Source organism: Desulfobacterium sp. N47, from assembly GCF_051233685.1.
In the GTDB taxonomy this organism is placed as follows: Bacteria; Desulfobacterota; Desulfobacteria; order Desulfobacterales; family RPRI01; genus RPRI01.
Genome location: NZ_JBAMMY010000243.1, coordinates 1 through 17,903, shown reverse-complemented (window position 1 = coordinate 17,903; position 17,903 = coordinate 1). Strand labels below are relative to the sequence as shown.

The 17,903-nt window shown below is 39.2% G+C and carries 14 protein-coding genes; all 14 read left to right on the top strand.

Annotated features, from left to right (window positions below):
* Positions 1 to 4 precede the first annotated feature (4 nt).
* The 14 genes from VXK47_RS15900 (at position 5) to VXK47_RS15835 (ending at position 17,744) form a co-directional block, all read left to right on the top strand.
* A complete protein-coding gene (locus VXK47_RS15900) occupies positions 5 to 301 on the top strand; it encodes a hypothetical protein (RefSeq protein WP_435549769.1) in 297 nt (98 codons plus the stop codon).
* Positions 298 to 2,037, top strand: coding sequence for a peptidoglycan D,D-transpeptidase FtsI family protein (locus VXK47_RS15895; protein ID WP_435549768.1), 1,740 nt, complete (start codon positions 298 to 300; stop codon positions 2,035 to 2,037). Before VXK47_RS15900 ends, VXK47_RS15895 begins: the two co-directional genes overlap by 4 nt.
* Entirely contained in the window at positions 2,034 to 3,674 is a 1,641-nt protein-coding gene (locus tag VXK47_RS15890) for a UDP-N-acetylmuramoyl-L-alanyl-D-glutamate--2,6-diaminopimelate ligase (RefSeq protein WP_435549767.1), read from the top strand. Before VXK47_RS15895 ends, VXK47_RS15890 begins: the two co-directional genes overlap by 4 nt.
* Positions 3,675 to 3,678: 4 nt before the next feature.
* Positions 3,679 to 5,160, top strand: coding sequence for a UDP-N-acetylmuramoyl-tripeptide--D-alanyl-D-alanine ligase (locus tag VXK47_RS15885; RefSeq protein WP_435549766.1), 1,482 nt, complete (start codon positions 3,679 to 3,681; stop codon positions 5,158 to 5,160).
* Between the two features lie 86 nt (positions 5,161 to 5,246).
* Positions 5,247 to 6,326, top strand: coding sequence for a phospho-N-acetylmuramoyl-pentapeptide-transferase (gene mraY / locus VXK47_RS15880; protein WP_435549765.1), 1,080 nt, complete (start codon positions 5,247 to 5,249; stop codon positions 6,324 to 6,326).
* A gap of 99 nt (positions 6,327 to 6,425) precedes the next feature.
* On the top strand, positions 6,426 to 7,832 hold the full coding sequence (murD, locus tag VXK47_RS15875) for a Mur ligase family protein (protein WP_435549764.1): 1,407 nt from the start codon (positions 6,426 to 6,428) through the stop codon (positions 7,830 to 7,832).
* Positions 7,833 to 7,914: 82 nt separating this feature from the next.
* Positions 7,915 to 9,066, top strand: a complete 1,152-nt coding sequence (ftsW, locus tag VXK47_RS15870; RefSeq protein WP_435549763.1) for a putative lipid II flippase FtsW — start codon at positions 7,915 to 7,917, stop codon at positions 9,064 to 9,066.
* Between the two features lie 5 nt (positions 9,067 to 9,071).
* The gene (gene murG / locus VXK47_RS15865) at positions 9,072 to 10,160 is read left to right on the top strand and encodes an undecaprenyldiphospho-muramoylpentapeptide beta-N-acetylglucosaminyltransferase (RefSeq protein WP_435549762.1); all 1,089 of its coding nucleotides are present in this window, start codon (positions 9,072 to 9,074) and stop codon (positions 10,158 to 10,160) included.
* A 14-nt stretch (positions 10,161 to 10,174) separates the two neighbouring features.
* A complete protein-coding gene (gene murC, locus VXK47_RS15860; protein ID WP_435549761.1) occupies positions 10,175 to 11,554 on the top strand; it encodes a UDP-N-acetylmuramate--L-alanine ligase in 1,380 nt (459 codons plus the stop codon).
* A complete protein-coding gene (gene murB, locus VXK47_RS15855; RefSeq protein ID WP_435549760.1) occupies positions 11,555 to 12,505 on the top strand; it encodes a UDP-N-acetylmuramate dehydrogenase in 951 nt (316 codons plus the stop codon). It begins immediately after the preceding gene.
* Positions 12,495 to 13,415, top strand: coding sequence for a cell division protein FtsQ/DivIB (locus VXK47_RS15850; RefSeq protein ID WP_435549759.1), 921 nt, complete (start codon positions 12,495 to 12,497; stop codon positions 13,413 to 13,415). Before murB ends, VXK47_RS15850 begins: the two co-directional genes overlap by 11 nt.
* Positions 13,416 to 13,470: 55 nt before the next feature.
* Positions 13,471 to 14,697: a cell division protein FtsA gene (gene ftsA, locus VXK47_RS15845; protein ID WP_435549758.1), complete on the top strand. Its 1,227-nt coding sequence runs from the start codon at positions 13,471 to 13,473 to the stop codon at positions 14,695 to 14,697.
* A 118-nt stretch (positions 14,698 to 14,815) separates the two neighbouring features.
* A complete protein-coding gene (ftsZ, locus tag VXK47_RS15840) occupies positions 14,816 to 16,003 on the top strand; it encodes a cell division protein FtsZ (protein WP_435549757.1) in 1,188 nt (395 codons plus the stop codon).
* 37 nt (positions 16,004 to 16,040) lie between these two features.
* Positions 16,041 to 17,744, top strand: a complete 1,704-nt coding sequence (locus VXK47_RS15835) for a TIGR03960 family B12-binding radical SAM protein (RefSeq protein WP_435549756.1) — start codon at positions 16,041 to 16,043, stop codon at positions 17,742 to 17,744.
* Positions 17,745 to 17,903: the final 159 nt, after the last annotated feature.

The following is a 17,903-nucleotide window of genomic DNA, read 5'->3' as shown; positions in this document are numbered from 1 at the left end:
CCAATTGAAGAAAAACCTTAAAGATAAAAAAACAAGGCTTAAGCTTATCGGAATCTGGTCAGTTATTTTGGTCTTGTTGTCAACGGAACTTTTTATTTACACCTGGTCCAGAATCCAGTGCGTTAAAACAGGGTATGAAATATCAAAGGAATCGGATAAAAACCTTAAACTATTAACTTTACAAAATAATCTTAAGATTGAGATCGCACGGCTTAAATCGCCTGGCAGGATATCCAAGATAGCAACGAAGAATCTTGGCCTGATCATACCAACACCTGAGCAAATGGTTACGATTCCATGAAAAATATTAAAAAAGATTATATGAAACTTCGGATTACTATTGTAGGTTTTTTTTTCGCAGCCTGCCTTATATCCATAATTGCAAAAGCAGGGTATCTGCAAATTTATCAAAGTGTATGGCTTGCAACAAAGGCGGCTCATCAGTATGAAAGGCCTATTAAAGAAACAGGTAAGCGGGGAACTATTTATGATGTTAATTTACGTGAAATAGCCGTATCAATAGATATAACATCAATTGCAGCTTACACTTCCAAAATAGAGGACAAAGATTTTGCAGCAAACATGCTTGCTAAATCTCTTAATATGCGTGCCAGTATCATTAAAAGCACTTTATCTTCCGGCAAACCATTTGTATGGATAAAGCGCAAAGCTACACCAAAAGAAGTTTATGCTGTTAAAAGCCTTGATATTGAAGGGATATGTTTTTTATCTGAACACAGCAGGGTTTACCCGCAAAAAACGCTTGCAGCTCAAACTGTGGGCTTTACCGGTGTCGATGGTAATGGCCTTGAAGGCCTGGAATTTTATTACGACAACCAGCTTAAAGGCTCGGATGATAATTTCATTGTTTTAAAAGACGCTCTGGGGCAGGGTTTCAATGCTGAAAAAAGTTCCGGCGATAATAACAATGGAAACGATCTTGTGCTGACAATTGATCAGGCAGTTCAATATTTAACAGAAAAAGCCCTTCAGGAGGCAGTAGTTGACAGTTCCGCAACGTCCGGAATTGCAATGGTAATGGTTCCAAAGACCGGTGCTATTCTTGCTATGGCGCATTACCCTTTGATAAACCCAAATTCATATAAACAATATGATAAACAATTTTGGAGAAACAGAGCCATAACAGATCCGTTTGAGCCGGGTTCAACAATGAAAATGTTTACGGCTTCTGCTGCAGTAGAGCATGGCGATTGCAAACCTGACACAGTTTTTTTCTGTGAAAACGGGCAATATGCCGTTGGGAAACATACTATACACGACACACATCCTTACGGTTGGCTGACACTCACAGAGATTGTAAAGTTTTCAAGCAATATAGGCGCATATAAAATTGTAAAGAAAATAGGGCCGGAGGCTTTATACAAAACCCTTAAAAATTTTGGATTTGGAGAAAAAACCGGAATTAATTGTCCAGGTGAAACATCAGGCTTTCTTGCTTCATATAAAAATTGGCGCAATATTGATGTCGGAACCATATCTTTCGGACAGGGAATTTCCGCTTCCCCGCTGCAGCTTATTTCAGCGACTTCAGCTATAGCAAACAACGGCCTTTTAATGAAACCGTTTCTTGTTCAGACTATTTTGGATCAAAAAGGCCAGACAATCAAAAGCTTTGGGCCTACACCAGTTCGTCAGGCAGTTTCTCCCAAAACAGCTGATACAATTAAAAAGATATTAACATCCGTAACAACCAAAGAAGGAACCGGTTTTAATGCCATACTTGATGGCTACACAGTATGCGGTAAAACCGGAACCGCTCAGAAAGTTGATAAAACCGGAAGATACGCAAGAGGAAAATACATATCATCTTTTATCGGGTTTACACCTGTTGAAAATCCGGAGATTGCCATTCTGGTTATTATAGATGAACCCACTAAAAGTCACTACGGAGGGATTGTAGCTGCTCCGGCTTTCAAGAAGATAGCCCAGGAAACCCTGACTTATCTCAATGTGCCACCAAATATCAAAGAACCCGACAGGATTACAGTATCGCGGGAAAGCAGGGTGCTTAGTTGAAACTATCATCTCTTGTTAAAGCCATGGCTACAGACGGTAATTGCCAACAAATAAAATCGGTGAGTTTTCCTGACATGCTGAAACAATCTGACACTATAAAATCAATACCGGAAGAAAATAAAAACTCCGGTATCTTTTATGGTAACAGCGAATATACTGAATTTTATTTGGACCCTGATATAGCCTCGGTGCATTACAAATCCCAGGATGTAAAACCGTCCGGCATATTCGTTGCTGTTCCGGGTCACAGAGCTGACGGCCATGATTTTGTCGATATGGCAATTGAAAAAGGTGCATTTGCAATAGTGGTTCAAAAAAAGACTGTTAAGGATTCTATAATAATTGAGGTTGAAAATACGAGAAAGGCTCTTGGGCGGATTGCAGCAGAATTTTATGGGAACCCTTCCGAAAAATTAGTGATTATCGGTATTACAGGAACAAACGGCAAAACCACAACCGCCTATCTCATAGAAAGCATTCTTCAAACAGCCGGTTTTAAAACAGGTGTTATAGGAACGATTAATTGCCGTTATTCAGGGAAAACTTTTCCAAGCCCTGTAACAACACCTGAGTCGCTTGATCTTCAAAAAATTCTTTCTGAAATGGTGATTGACGGCGTAACCCATGTAGTTATGGAAGTGTCCTCTCATGCTATAGATCTTTTCAGGATTGAAGGCTGTTTTTTTGATTCCGCTGTATTTACGAATCTAACACAAGACCATCTCGACTATCATAAAAATATGGAAAGCTATTGGGCAGTTAAGAAAAAACTGTTTACAGAATCGCTTGCTGCAGGGCCAAAAAAAGAAAAAGCTTTTACTGTGATAAACTGTGACGATGAAAGGGGAAAAGCACTTTCCGGTATTCTTTCAACAAAGTGTATAAAAACAGGTTCCGATTCCGAATGTGACATATATGCAAGCAATTCCAGGATAGATACATTGGGGATAAAAGCTTTGATTTCAACCCCTGAAAGCACTTTTTCAATTGAGTCTGAGCTTGTGGGAAAACACAATATTGAAAATATCATGAGCGCTGCAGGTGTTGCTTCGGGGCTTGGGATTTCTTCTGAAATAATAAAAAAAGGGATTAAGTCACTTTCTGTAATCCCTGGACGTTTGGAGAAAATAAATAATGAAGCAGGCATTTCGGTCTATGTAGATTATGCTCACACACCTGATGCCTTAAAAAATGTGCTTCTATCTTTAAGACCGATTGTCAAAGGAAGATTGATATGTGTTTTCGGATGCGGAGGAGACAGAGACAAAACAAAGCGGCCCCTTATGGGTGAACTGGCCGGGGATCTTTCCGATTTTGCAGTTATTACATCAGACAACCCAAGGACGGAAGATCCAACAGAAATTATAAATCAGATAATAACCGGGATAAAACGAAATAAAATAGATAGATATGAACCAACAGCACCTTCACTTTTTTCAGATAAAAAGGGTTATGTTGTGGAACCTGACCGGAAAAAAGCCATACATCTTGGAATAAATATCGCTAAAGCCGGTGATGTTGTTCTGATAGCAGGAAAAGGTCATGAAACCTATCAGCTTATAGGAAAGGATTCTTTTCCGTTTGATGACAGGCTTGAAGCGGGCTTTGCGCTTTCGCAGATAAAGGCAGCGAGTTAACAATATGAAACAATTAATACCATGGACTTCGGAGGAAATAATAAAAGCAACGGGAGGCGCTGCAGTTTCAGGGAAAGACAAGCATACATTTACAGGTGTTTCCATTGATTCACGGACAATAGCTTTAGGTGAACTTTTTGTTGCAATAAAAGGCAACAACCACGACGGACACGCTTTTGCCGAAGCAGTTGTTGAACAAGGCATAAAAGGAATTGTCATAAACAAGCAAAAAGCCGGAGAGCTTCTGTGTGACAAATTGAAAAATCAGGATGTTTTTTGCATTGAAGTCGATAATACTACTAAAGCGCTTGGTGATCTTGCCGCTTACAACAGGACAAGAGCGGATGTTTCGGTAGTTGCGATTACCGGTTCAAATGGCAAGACATCTACAAAAGAAATGGCAAACGCAATAGTCTCCCGTAAGTTTGATACTCTTTCAACTACCGGTAACCTGAATAACGAGATTGGTCTTCCTTTAACCCTTCTCAAATTATGTTCATCTCAAAAATGGGCGGTTCTTGAACTGGGGATGAATCATCCCGGTGAAATAGCAAGGCTAGCTGAAATATGCAAACCGGACATAGGCATAATAACCAATATCGGAAGAGGACATCTTGAAGGATTGAAGACAATCGAAGGTGTTATGAATGCGAAAGGAGAACTTCTTGATGGAATTAAACCTGATGGAACCGCAATTCTTAATGCTGACGATGAAAGAGTTATGTGCCTTGCCCGCAAAACAACCAGAAATGTAATTTACTTCGGGCTTTCGGAAAATGCCTTGATAAAAGCCTCTTCAGTTGAGGTAAATAAAAACCTGACATCCTTTGTTCTCAAACTTCCTGATGATAGTATAAGGGTTGAACTCAATGCGCCCGGGCGATTTATGGTATCGAATGCTCTTGCAGCGGCTTCTGTAGGGTATCTTCTTAATTTAAGCGCACAGGAAATAAAATCCGGTCTGGAAAATTTTGCTCCTGTAAAAGGCAGGATGAATATTACTACGCTGCAAAACGGAGTTACCATTATTGATGATTCCTACAACGCAAATCCGGATTCCATGGAAGCTGCTATAAAATCGCTTGCCGGATTAAAAGGTAAAAACAGAGGGGCGCTTGTTGCAGGAGATATGCTGGAGCTTGGGATTTACTCTGAAACTCTGCATAAAAAAATAGGTGAACTTTGTGCTGAATGCGGAATTGAAAGGCTTTATGCCACAGGACAATTTTCCTCAGATATTGCTGCCGGTGCAATTATCGGTGGTATGGATATTTCTTCTGTTTTTACAGGATCACAGGAAGACATCTTAAGTGATATGACAGAATGGCTTAGGCCTGAAGACTGGATACTTATCAAGGGTTCCAGGGCTATGGGAATGGAAAAAATAGTTGTAAAATTAAAAGAATGGACTGGAAGGTCAGCAGGGCTAAAGAAAGCTGAAAACAAAGAGTCATATACAAACAACATCGGAAAAGTAAATTTATAACTGCTTATATGGCTTTTATGTTCAAGTGTATTTTGATGCCTGCAAAACTATATAAAAATTAATTAAAACTGTAAAAAGACAAAAGCATGCTTTATCATTTACTTTATCCTTTGCATTCAACATATTCTGTATTTAATGTATTCAGATACATTACATTCAGAACAACATATGCGGTTTTAACTGCATTCTTAATTTGCTTTCTGCTTGGGCCATGGGTAATCCGCAAACTGGCGCAACTGCAAATAGGCCAGCACATCCGGGAAGAAGGGCCGAAAGGGCATCAGAAAAAAACCGGTACGCCGACTATGGGCGGAACATTGATTGTTTTTTCGCTCACTGTTACCACACTTATGTGGAGTAACCTTTCAAATTACTATGTCTGGATACTTCTTCTTGTGACAATTGGATATGCCTTGATAGGATTTGCGGATGATTATCTGAAGCAGGTAAAAAAACAGAACATGGGCTTAAGTCCACGAAATAAATTTATCCTTCAATCGCTACTGGCGTTGATTGTTAGTACTCTTATATATATCTGCCCTGATTTTTCGAGCACTCTCATCTTTCCTTTTTTAAAGAACTTTTCGCCTGACCTTGGCTTCTTTTATATTTTCTTTGCTTCCTTTGTTATTGTTGGAACTTCAAATGCAGTAAATCTAACTGATGGGTTAGACGGTCTTGCGATAGGATCTACTATTATTGTGGCAGTAGCTTATATGATTTTTGCTTATGTTGCAGGAAACATAAAAATTGCCGAATACCTTCAAATACCCTATGTGGCCGGAAGCGGTGAGGTAGCTATATTCTGCGGAAGTCTTATCGGAGCCGGTCTTGGTTTTCTCTGGTTCAACGCATATCCGGCAGAAATTTTTATGGGGGATGTCGGTTCTCTTTCTTTAGGCGGCATTATAGGAACAGTTGCTTTAATTACAAAACAGGAGATTTTGCTTGTAATAGTGGGCGGATTATTTGTTATCGAGGCATTATCCGTAATTTTTCAGGTTGGCTTTTTCAAGCTTACAAAAGGCAAAAGGATGTTCAGAATGGCGCCTCTCCATCATCATTTTGAATTGAAGGGATGGCCTGAGCCGAAAGTAATAATAAGGTTCTGGATTATTGCAATCGCTCTTCTTCTTATTTCTTTAAGCACTCTGAAATTAAGATAAAATAAACAGGGTTCAGTGGTAGGAGGAGTCAGGAATCGGGTATTGCGCAATAACCGTTATAGCGGTTAGAAAAGATAGACATAAGTGGAAACAAGCGGAATGGAATTATCAGGAAAGAAAATAATTGTAGTAGGGCTCGGCAAAAGCGGGGTATCATCAGCCACCTTTTTAAAAAAACGGGGCGCTAATGTTATCGTGACCGATTCTTCAAAAGACAAAAAACTTTTTGATGCGGCAGGCAAACTCCAAAAGATTGGTATTGCTGTTGAACTGGGTTATCATGATTCTTCTTCTTTTAGAGATTCGGAAATAATTGTTTTAAGCCCTGGCGTACCGCATACAATTGAACCTGTTGTAAACGCTGCAAAAAATGGTGCAAGCATTATAGGAGAAATAGAACTTGCATCAAGATTTATCAAAGAACCGATAGTTGCGATAACGGGAACAAACGGTAAAACTACTACAACAATACTTACAGGCAAAATGCTCGAAGAGTCAGGCCTGAAAGTATTTGTAGGTGGAAATATTGGAAATCCTCTTATAGATTATGTCGACTCAGGAAATAAAGCTGATATCGTTGTAGCAGAAATAAGCAGCTTTCAGCTTGATACAATTGAATATTTCAGTCCCAAAGTAAGTGTTTTGCTTAATATTACTGAAGACCATCTTGATCGCTATCCTGATTTTAACGCATATGCAAAGTCAAAAATGAGAATATTTATTAATCAGAAAGACGGCGATTATGCGGTATTCAATGCTTCCGATAAACATATTTCTTTAATGGCAAAAGATATTAAGTGCAGAATACTGCCCTTTTTCAATCATAATACTTTAAATGATTATAATGAATTCGCAAAAATAGCAGATGACCGGATAGTTTTTAATATTAATAATATTGCTGCAATAAATTCTGATGCAACAAATCCGGATAAAACTTTTGAAAAAGAATTCTCATTGCCTTTTTCAGGAATACATCTTTTAGGAAAACATAATATGGAAAATGTTGCTGCGGCAACTCTTGCAACTCTTGCTGCCGGTGGAAATATTGCAGGAATAAAATCCGCCCTGGAAAAGTTTAAAAGTCTTCCGCACAGGATTGAGCATGTTGCAACAATAAACGGAGTTGAATATTATAACGATTCCAAGGCTACTACCGTTGATTCGGTTATAAAAGCGCTGGAGGTATTCAACAAGCCGGTTATTCTGATAATGGGAGGCCGTAATAAAGGAAGTAATTTTGCTTTATTGGCGGATGCCGCGAAAAAGCATGTTAAAAGATTAATTCTTATAGGCGAATCTAAAGAGGAGATAAAATCTTCACTTGGAGGCATTGTTGAAACAACTCTGTCGGACTCTCTCGAAAACGCAGTTGTTACGGCAAGCAAATTTGCAGAAACTGATGAAGTTGTACTTTTATCTCCGGCATGTTCGAGCTTTGATATGTTTACAAGTTATGCCCACAGGGGAGAGACCTTCAGGAATGCTGTTAAGTCGTTATATTTGTAATCATTATTGTTTTATTGGATTTTACGGTTATTGGAATTTTGTTTATTTATAAGAATCAATTACGAATTTTTATGGTCAACAAATGATTAAACGAAATAAAGAAATTTTATCAGTAGCTGAGGCAACACCTGGGTATTACGATATAAAACTCCTGTTACCTGTGTTCATGCTGGTTATAGCCGGGATAATCATGGTTTACAGTGCAAGTTCTGTTCTTGCTTTGAAAAAATTCGGAACGGATTACTACTTTTTAAAAAAACAGGCTATGTTTGCGATAGCAGGAGTTATAGCACTGGTAACTTGCAGGCATCTTAATTACAGGTATTATAGGGTATTAGCCTACCCGCTTCTTATATTTTCGATTATTTTACTCATTGCAATACACATACCAGGCATAGGATTCTCAGCAGGAGGTTCTGCAAGATGGATACGTATCGGGGGCCTTACAATTCAACCTTCCGAATTTGCCCGCCTTTCGATGATTATATATCTTGCGTATTCTATAGATAAAAAAAGAGAAAATATAAAAGACTTCTACGTTGGTTTATTGCCGCATGTAATTGTCCTTGCAATATTTACAGCACTTATATTGCTTCAGCCCGATTTTGGCTCTGTTGTTATACTCTGTGCTCTCGCATGGATAATGCTTTTTGTGGGAGGTGCAAGAATAAGATATCTTGCTTCAGCAGTACTTATGCTTCTGCCGGTTGCATACTTTTTTATGGTAAGTGCCAGCTACAGAGTCCGGCGTCTTATGAGTTTCCGGAATCCCTGGCAATATTCTGCTGATGAGGGGTACCAGATAGTTCACTCCCTGATGGCATTCGGTACAGGTGGAATATGGGGCACAGGAATAGGAAACGGTTATCAGAAACTACATTATCTGCCCGAACCTCATACCGATTTTATTCTTTCTGTTATCGGAGAAGAGCTGGGACTTATCGGCGTTGTGGTTATCATCATATTATATGCAGTTATATTGTTTAGAGGAATAAATATCGCCAGAAAAACCGAAGACTCTTTTGGCGCATTGCTGGCAACAGGAATTACTATCGCAATAGGTATGCAGGTTTGCATAAACATGGGTGTTACACTTGGCCTTTTGCCGACAAAAGGACTTACTCTGCCGTTTTTAAGTTACGGCGGGACGTCACTTCTTATTAATATGGCAGCAATTGGGATACTTATGAATATCGGAAATCCGATAACTAAAAAGTCATATAAAAGGAATTAATGGCCATGCGCATCATCATCGCAGGAGGAGGTACCGGAGGCCATTTGTTTCCAGGAATTGCTATAGCTCAGGAATTTATTTCAAAGGAGCCTGAAACAAGCATCCTTTTTATCGGAAGAGGCAACTCATTTGAAAAGACAAACTTAGCCAAAGCAGGTTTTAATCATAAAAGTATTACAGTTGAAGGTATAAAAGGAAGGGGCATTAAAAAGCAGCTCATATCGGCTTTTAAAATACCAATGGCAATGCTTGATTCATTCAAGATACTAAAGAGCTTTAAACCGGATATTGTTTTTGGTGTGGGTAGTTATTCTTCGGGTCCTGTCATTCTGGCGGCATGGCTGCTTGGAATCAAAATAGCACTGCATGAGCAAAATATTTTGCCCGGTATTACAAACCGTATGCTTTCATATTTTGCTGATAGAATATATGTCTCATTTGAAAAAACAAAAAAACTTGCACGTCCTGAAAAAATAATTGTTTCAGGAAATCCATTGAGAAAAGAAATAACTGATACTGCAAAAAAAAACATTACGGATTGCGAAGCAGGCGAAAATCAATTTACTGTATTGATCCTTGGAGGAAGCCAGGGCGCTCACAGCATAAATATGGCGATTATTGACGCTTTATCGCAAATAAAAAATAAAGATAAATATTTTTTCATGCACCAGACAGGTTCATCGGACACGGAAATTGTTGTAAAAGCCTATGCCCAAAACAAAATATGTTATGAAGTAAAACCATTTTTTGATGATATGGCAATAAAATACAGTCAGGCTGATTTAATAATATGCAGGGCCGGCGCAACAACTGTGGCGGAAATTACAGTTATAGGGCGCGGAGCAATTTATATTCCTTATCCTTTTGCAGCTAATGACCACCAGACTCAAAACGCACAGGCGCTTTGTGATGCGGGTGCGGCTAAGATGATTACGGAAAAGGATTTAACAGGAAGTTTGCTTGCCGAAAATATTGAGTATTACTCAAACAATCCACAAGAACTCAAAAAAATGGCAAATTCGGCAAGAACACTCGGAAAACCCGATGCAGCTGCAGTTATCGTAAGTGACTGTTATAAAATGTTTGATATTTAAGGCGGCAATAAATCATGTACAGAAAAAAATACCACATACATTTTGTAGGAATAGGCGGAATAGGAATGAGCGGTATCGCTGAGCTGCTTTTAAATCTGGGTTATAAAGTTTCAGGCTCGGATATGGCTTCAACAGATATTACCGACCGTTTAAAAAGACTTGGCGGCCTTCTGTATAAAGGGCACCACGAGAGTAATATCGATGGCGCTGACGTTGTAGTGGTTTCTTCGGCAGTAAGTCCCGAAAATCCGGAAGTTGTTGCTGCGGCGCAAGTATCCGTTCCTGTGATACCAAGAGCTGAAATGCTGGCGGAGCTTATGCGTTTGAAATACAGTATCGCTGTTGCAGGTGCACATGGTAAAACCACAACTACATCTATAGTAGCATCCGTTCTTGCCAAAGGAGGGCTTGATCCTACAGTAGTAATAGGAGGAAAGCTTAAAAGTATAGATTCAAACGCCCTTCTCGGACAGGGGAATTACATTGTAGCCGAAGCCGATGAAAGTGACGGATCTTTTCTGAAGTATTCCCCTGCCATAGCCGTAGTGACCAATATTGATAAAGAACATCTTGATTTTTATAGTAATATTGATGCAATAAAAGATGTGTTTTTAAATTTTATCGACAGAATACCGTTTTACGGTCTGGCAGTACTTTGCTTGGACAATGAATATGTTCAGGATATTATCCCGAAAATCAAAAAACGCTTTACTACTTATGGAATGAGTTCTCAAGCGGTTTTTCAGGCTAAAAATGTTTCAATTGAAGGATTAATATCCAAATTCAAAGTATGCTACAACGGAAATACCCTGGGTGAAATATCTCTTAATCTTCCCGGAATTCATAATGTATATAATTCTCTTGCCAGTATCGCAGTCGGTATGGAGCTGGACATACCCTTTGACATAATAAAAGAAGCTTTGGAAAATATGCAGGGAGTTCAGCGCAGACTTGAGATAAAAGGGGAGGTCCGGGGAATAACCGTTGTTGATGACTACGGACACCATCCCACGGAAATCCGGACTACATTACAGGCTGCAAAGGATTGCTGGCCGGATAGGCGTGTTATTGTTGTTTTTCAGCCTCATCGGTATTCCAGAACAAAAGCGTTATTTGATGATTTTACCAGAGCATTTTATCAGTCCGATCATCTGATAATTCTTCCGATTTATCCTGCAGGAGAAAAAGAAATCGAAGGTATTGATTCCAAATTTTTATGTGAAGAAATTGCTGCACACGGGCACAAAGAAGCTGTTTACATGAATGATATGGAAAGTGCCGTTGAATATCTTAAAGATAAATTAAATAAAAACGATATACTGCTCACTCTTGGGGCAGGAGATGTATGGAAAGTGGGTATGGCGGTTATTGATTCTTTAGAGGAAGAACAATAAATGATGCTTGACCAGGATATGAGAAAATGGTTCGCAAATTATTTTGGCAGCAAAGTAAGATTTGATGAACCAATGTCAAAGCATACTTATTTTAAAGTAGGAGGCCCGGCGGAAGTATTTGTAGCACCTGAAAGCATCGAACAACTTGCAGAACTTATATTATGGTCTGTAGAAAAAAATGTTCCCTATATTGTGGCAGGAGACGGATCTAACCTTCTTGTAAGCGATAAAGGAATAAAGGGAATAGTAATTGTTCTTACAAAATGTTTAAACAGGATATTTAGGGTAAAGGAAGAAAAAGAATCGGTCATTATCAAGGCTATGGCCGGAACCAGAACTCAGGAGCTTTGCCGTTTTGCTATAGATGAAGGATTGTCGGGACTAAATTTTGCTTTGGGAATTCCGGGAACCGTTGGCGGAGCGATTATGATGAATGCCGGAACCTCAACGGGTACAATATCGGATATTCTTGAATCGGTTAATGTTATGGCGGCTTCGGGTGATATATTAAAAATAGAAAAGGCTGATATCGACTTTTCATACAGAAGCCTTATTTGGAAAAGAAAAATAAATATTTCCGGTAACGAAGATCCTGTAATACTGGAAGGTACTTTCAGGCTGGGTAAATCCGATACACTTGAGCTGAAAAAAGAGGCCCAGGTTATTTTGAAAAAGAGAAATGAGAGCCAGCCGACCGGATTGCCCTGTGCAGGATGCTTTTTTAAAAATCCTACATCAGGTAAAACTGCAGGGCAGCTTATAGACATGGCCGGTCTTAAAGGAACACGCATAGGCGGTTCAAATATCTCTGAAAGACATGCAAATTTTATAGTTAATACCGGCAATGCGTCTGCTTCTGACATACTTGCTCTTATGCAATTAGTGCAAAATACTGTATTTGAAAAATTTAATATTAACCTTCAACCCGAGGTTAAAATAGTTGGAATTTAAACGTTCGAGAAATAAAACCCATAAAAACAGATTTAACAGAAAAAGGCGCATTGCTTCTGTAAAGGAGCGCATTGTCTTTAACCTTAAGATTATTTTTATCCTTACGCTTGTTCCGGCTTTAAGTATTGTTTTTATATTCATACACGACTGTATAACGCAATCTGAATATTTTACTGCAAAAACAATTGAAATCAAAGGTAACCTGGTTTTGTCGAAGGAAGAAATATTAAAAAAATCCGGAATAAATCCAGGAGATAGTATATTTGCTATAAATATCTCTAAGGTCAGAAGAAATATCTTAGCAAACCCATGGATGGCAGAAGTCGAAGTCACCAGGAAAATACCATCGTCAATAACAATAACGGTGAAAGAACATAATTGTTTGGCAGTTGTTGATCTTGGTAAAAAATATTTACTGAATGATCAGGGAAATATATTTAAATATAAAGAGAATTCAGAGGCTGAAGGCCTTCCCTTAATACAGGGGCTTTCTTATTCCGATTTTGATTTAAACGGAAGAAGAACCACAGCATTTGATGCAGTGAAAACTGTATTAACACTTGGCCTGGAACCGGAATGCATTTTGCCGAACTCAAAGATAAAGTTGATACAGGTCGACAGGGAAATCGGCTTAACACTTATTGCTTTTGATGAAAACAGGATCATTAAACTCGGATATGGCAACTATCAGGGCAAGTATGAAAGACTGAAAAATGTGTGCAATCAGGTTAATAATGAAATGAATTTTCAGAATTTTGAAACTATATATTTAGATAACGGGCTTTATCGTATTGTTATATGTCCGGCAATTGAGTTGCCGTCAGATGAAATTGACAACAGTGTTGAACCAAAAACCAAAAGCCGGGAAAAACAAGCAAAGTTTGTCTTTAAATCCCCGCTTATTGCGTGATGAATATATTTACACTTAAACTATAGCGTTTAGTTATTTAACAAGGAGGATTAAAATGCCGGTAAAGGATAATATTGTTGTCGGCCTTGATATCGGGACAACCAAAATCTGTGCGGTTGTCGGAGAGCTGACAGATAAAGAAGTAAACATAATTGGAATCGGCACTCATCCTTCCATAGGCCTCAGGAAAGGAGTTGTAGTAAATATTGAATCCACTGTGGATTCAATTAAAAAAGCGGTTGAAGAAGCCGAACTTATGGCCGGATGTGAAATATCTTCCGTATATGCCGGAATCGCAGGAGGCCATATCACAGGTTTTAACAGCCGGGGCATTGTACCTATTAAGGAATCCGAGATAAGCCAGCAGGATGTTGATCGTGTTATTGATGCAGCAAGAGCTGTAGTAATACCCATGGACAGAGAAGTAATACATGTACTTCCTCAGGAATATATAGTTGACGAGCAAACCGGAATACAAAATCCCATTGGAATGTCAGGTGTCAGGCTTGAGGCAAAAATCCATATTGTAACTGGTGCTGTTACATCAGCTCACAACATTATCAAATGCGCCAACCTTTCAGGGCTGGATGTTTGTGATATTGTATTGGAATCGCTTGCTTCCGGTGAGGCTGTTCTGACCGATGAAGAAAAGGAGCTAGGTACAATGCTTCTGGATTTGGGTGGCGGCACGACAGATCTTGCTGTTTTTTCGGGGAAAAATATTAAACATACTTTCGTTCTTTCTCTGGGCGGCAATAACCTCACAAATGATATAGCTGTGGGGTTGAGAGCTTCTATTCCCGATGCCGAAAAGATCAAGATAAAATATGGAAGTTGTGTGGGTAAGAATATAAACAGTAATGATACAATTGAAGTGCCAAGTATGGGTGGACGTACACCCAGGAAGCTTTCGCGGCAGATTTTAGGTGAAATATTAGAGCCTCGCATGGAGGAAATTTTTACACTGATTAAAAGAGAAATATACAGAGCCGAAATGGAAAATTTGCTCCACTCCGGTGTTGTTCTGACAGGCGGTTCAGCTCTTTTAAGCGACGTAACTGAAATAGCGGAATCCGTATTTAATCTTCCGACCCGCCTTGGAAAGCCTATAAGAATAACCGGGCTTGTTGATGTGGTTAATAATCCAATGTATGCCACAGGAGTTGGCCTTGTAGTATACGGAGCAAAAAATCAAACCAAGAAAAAGTTCAGAATCCGCGACGGGAATATATTCAACAGGGTTATGAACAGAATGAAGAAATGGTTTAATGATGTTATTTAAAAAAGCAGATATTGAAGTTTTGCAGTAAAACTGTGGTTTAAGGCATGGTGCATTTTTTTAAATGTCAGATATATCTAGGCGGATAGTTTTTATAAATTATTCATGTAGGGGGTGAAAAATGTTCAGTATCGTAGACAATGATGGTTTAACGAAAATTAAGGTAATCGGTGTCGGAGGTGCAGGAGGAAATGCTATTAACAATATGGTTTCCTCAAATCTAATGGGCGTAAAATTTATCGTAGCAAATACGGATGCTCAGGCTCTTGAAAAATCCCTGGCCTCGGTTAAGATACAGATAGGCGAGAATCTGACTCAGGGGCTTGGGGCAGGTGCTGTTCCTCAAATCGGCCGGGATGCTGCATTCGAAACGGAAGAAGATATTAAAGCAGCTCTTGAAGACAGCCATATGGTATTTATTACAGCAGGTTTCGGCGGTGGAACCGGAACAGGCGCTGCTCCTGTTATAGCGAAAATATCCAAGGATCTTGGAGCGCTTACCGTGGCGGTTGTTACAAAACCATTTTCCTTTGAAGGTAAGAAACGTATGAAACAGGCTGAAGAAGGGATAAATGAACTTAAGAAATTTGCCGATACGGTTATTACCATTCCAAATGACAGGCTAAGAGGCCTGGCTACAAAGAATGCCAAAATGATAGAGATGTTCAGAAAGGCAGATGAAGTACTTCTCCATTCGGTAAAAGGAATTACAGACCTTATAGTAATGCCTGGTCTTGTTAATCTTGATTTCGCTGATGTAAAAACCACAATGTCCAAAGCAGGTCTTGCTATTATGGGCATAGGAGTGGGAAGAGGAGAAAACAGGGCTATTGAAGCTGCTGAACAGGCAATATCTCATCCGTTGCTGGAAGACATTTCGATAAAAGGTGCAAAAGGCGTTTTAATGAATATCACATGCAGCAGCGATATTACCATGGAAGAAATGACTGAAGCATCAGACCGCATTTACAGAGAAGTAGGAGATGATGCCGATATAATATGGGGCACGGCTGTTGATGATACAATCGGAGATGAAATGCGGGTAACGGTTATAGCAACCGGAATAGGCAGTGCAGCTGAAGAAGAGTTGTTGGTCCAAAAAGAAGAAATATCAACTGTAAAAGGCAAGGTAAGAAGTCTTACTGTTGAAGACATAAAGGCCGCTGCGAATTATGATGTGCCAACTTTTATACGACAGCAGGAAGCTGCAGGAGAATCAGGAGGTGCCACATACAGAGGGTATAAAGGGCTTATTATAGACAACAATGACCTTGATATACCGACATTTTTAAGAAAAAAAGCTCAATAATGTTTATGCATGTTTAGTGCGGCTGCCGGCCAATTCCATGAGCGGAAAACAAAAAAGAAATAAATTACCGGATACCGAGACAGGAGCTGTCCGGAAGCAGTGGAATGACCATATAAGGATAGCACTGGTATATCCCAATACTTATAAAGTAGGAATGTCAAATCTCGGTTTCCAGACGGTATATGACATTTTAAACGGGTTTGATAATATTTTATGCGAAAGGGCTTTTCTTCCCGATGATATAATAAGCCGGATACTGTCAATAGAATCATCAAGGAGCCTTCTTGATTTTGATATAATCGCATTTTCAGTATCCTTTGAAAGTGATTTTGGTAATATTATTTCAATTCTAAAAAAAGCAGGACTCCCTGTCAGTGCTAGTGAAAGAGGAACCCCCTACCCTCTTGTTATAGCCGGGGGAGTTGCCTGTTTTATCAATCCTGAGCCTGTTTTTGAATTTATAGATTGTTTTGTTATAGGCGAAGCTGAAGCAGTACTTCCCAACTTCCTGGATCATTATAAATCCGGTGCCGAAAAAAAAGATAATTTATTAGAAATAGTAAAACAAGTATCTGGAGTCTACGTTCCGGCATTCTATGAAACATCTTATAATAAAGACGGTACACTCCGTTCTTTTTATCCGATAGCCGATGTCCCTGAAAAAATCAAATACGTATATCTGAAAGATATTTCATCAGTATCAACATGCAGCAAGATCGTATCTCAAAACACTACTTTTGACCGTTCTTTTCTTATTGAGGTCTCAAGGGGATGCCCCCATGGCTGCAGATTTTGCAGCGCAGGTTTTGTATACAGACCCCCCAGATTCAGAACTTTATCTTCACTTGAAAAAACCCTGGATAAAGGGGTGGCGATAGCAGACAGGATAGGATTCATAGGAGCTGCAATTTCCGATTTGCCCGAAATTATCGCTCTTTGCAGCATGGCTCAAATAAAGGGCGCTCAAATTTCCTTTAGTTCTCTCAGGGCTGATGCTCTAACCGGTGAGCTTGCAGCAGCGCTTAAAAAGAGTGGGATCAAAACAGCAACAATTGCTCCGGACGGCGGCTCACAGCGTATCCGTAATGTGATAAACAAAGGCATAACTGAAGATCAGATTCTGTCCGCTACAGAAATAATTGTGGATGCAGGAATTCCGAATATTAAGCTTTATTTCATGATCGGGCTTCCCACAGAAACAATGGAGGATGTTGAAGAGATAGTAATTCTTTGTAAGAAGATAAAGAAGCGGTTTCTTGATTCAAGCAGAAAGAAACAACGTATCGGTCACATTACTATTAGTATTAATCCGTTTATTCCAAAACCTTTCACACCTTTTCAGTGGGCAGGCATGGATGACATTGCTTCTCTTAAAAAAAAGATTTTGCATATAAAAAACGGTTTAAAGAAAGAAGCAAACGTAAGAATAGATTTTGCATCACCCAAAAAAAGTTATTTACAGGCGCTGATATCAAGGGGTGACCGAAAGATGGCCGGATTTTTGTCGTTGGTTGAATCAAACAGCGGCAACTGGCTAAAAACACTTAAGTCTTCAACAATAAATACCGATTTTTATGTTTACAGAAAAAAATCATTTGATGAATTACTTCCCTGGGATTTCATTGACCATGGTATTAATAAATCATATCTTGAAAAAGAATATCAGAAAGCTTTACTTTTCCAAACATCTGCACCCTGTCCTATGAATTCCTGCAAAAAATGCGGCGTTTGTATAGGATAAACCGTTTTATCTTTTCAGGTATAATGGACCCCGAAATTTGAACTGATGGTTAAGCTACTTTTTCTGTGATATTGACTCCATTATAAAGGAGACAGAATGAGAAAGCAATATCCAGGGAATTTTAAAGCAAAGGTTGCATTGGAAGCCATCAGGTCAGAG

Coding starts and splice junctions, on each gene's coding strand:
- VXK47_RS15895 (WP_435549768.1), top strand. CDS start 298: ATGAAAAATATTAAAAAAGATTATATGAAACTTCGGATTACTATTGTA.
- VXK47_RS15885 (WP_435549766.1), top strand. CDS start 3,679: ATGAAACAATTAATACCATGGACTTCGGAGGAAATAATAAAAGCAACG.
- mraY (WP_435549765.1), top strand. CDS start 5,247: ATGCTTTATCATTTACTTTATCCTTTGCATTCAACATATTCTGTATTT.
- murD (WP_435549764.1), top strand. CDS start 6,426: ATGGAATTATCAGGAAAGAAAATAATTGTAGTAGGGCTCGGCAAAAGC.
- ftsW (WP_435549763.1), top strand. CDS start 7,915: ATGATTAAACGAAATAAAGAAATTTTATCAGTAGCTGAGGCAACACCT.
- murG (WP_435549762.1), top strand. CDS start 9,072: ATGCGCATCATCATCGCAGGAGGAGGTACCGGAGGCCATTTGTTTCCA.
- murC (WP_435549761.1), top strand. CDS start 10,175: ATGTACAGAAAAAAATACCACATACATTTTGTAGGAATAGGCGGAATA.
- murB (WP_435549760.1), top strand. CDS start 11,555: ATGATGCTTGACCAGGATATGAGAAAATGGTTCGCAAATTATTTTGGC.
- ftsA (WP_435549758.1), top strand. CDS start 13,471: ATGCCGGTAAAGGATAATATTGTTGTCGGCCTTGATATCGGGACAACC.
- ftsZ (WP_435549757.1), top strand. CDS start 14,816: ATGTTCAGTATCGTAGACAATGATGGTTTAACGAAAATTAAGGTAATC.
- VXK47_RS15835 (WP_435549756.1), top strand. CDS start 16,041: ATGAGCGGAAAACAAAAAAGAAATAAATTACCGGATACCGAGACAGGA.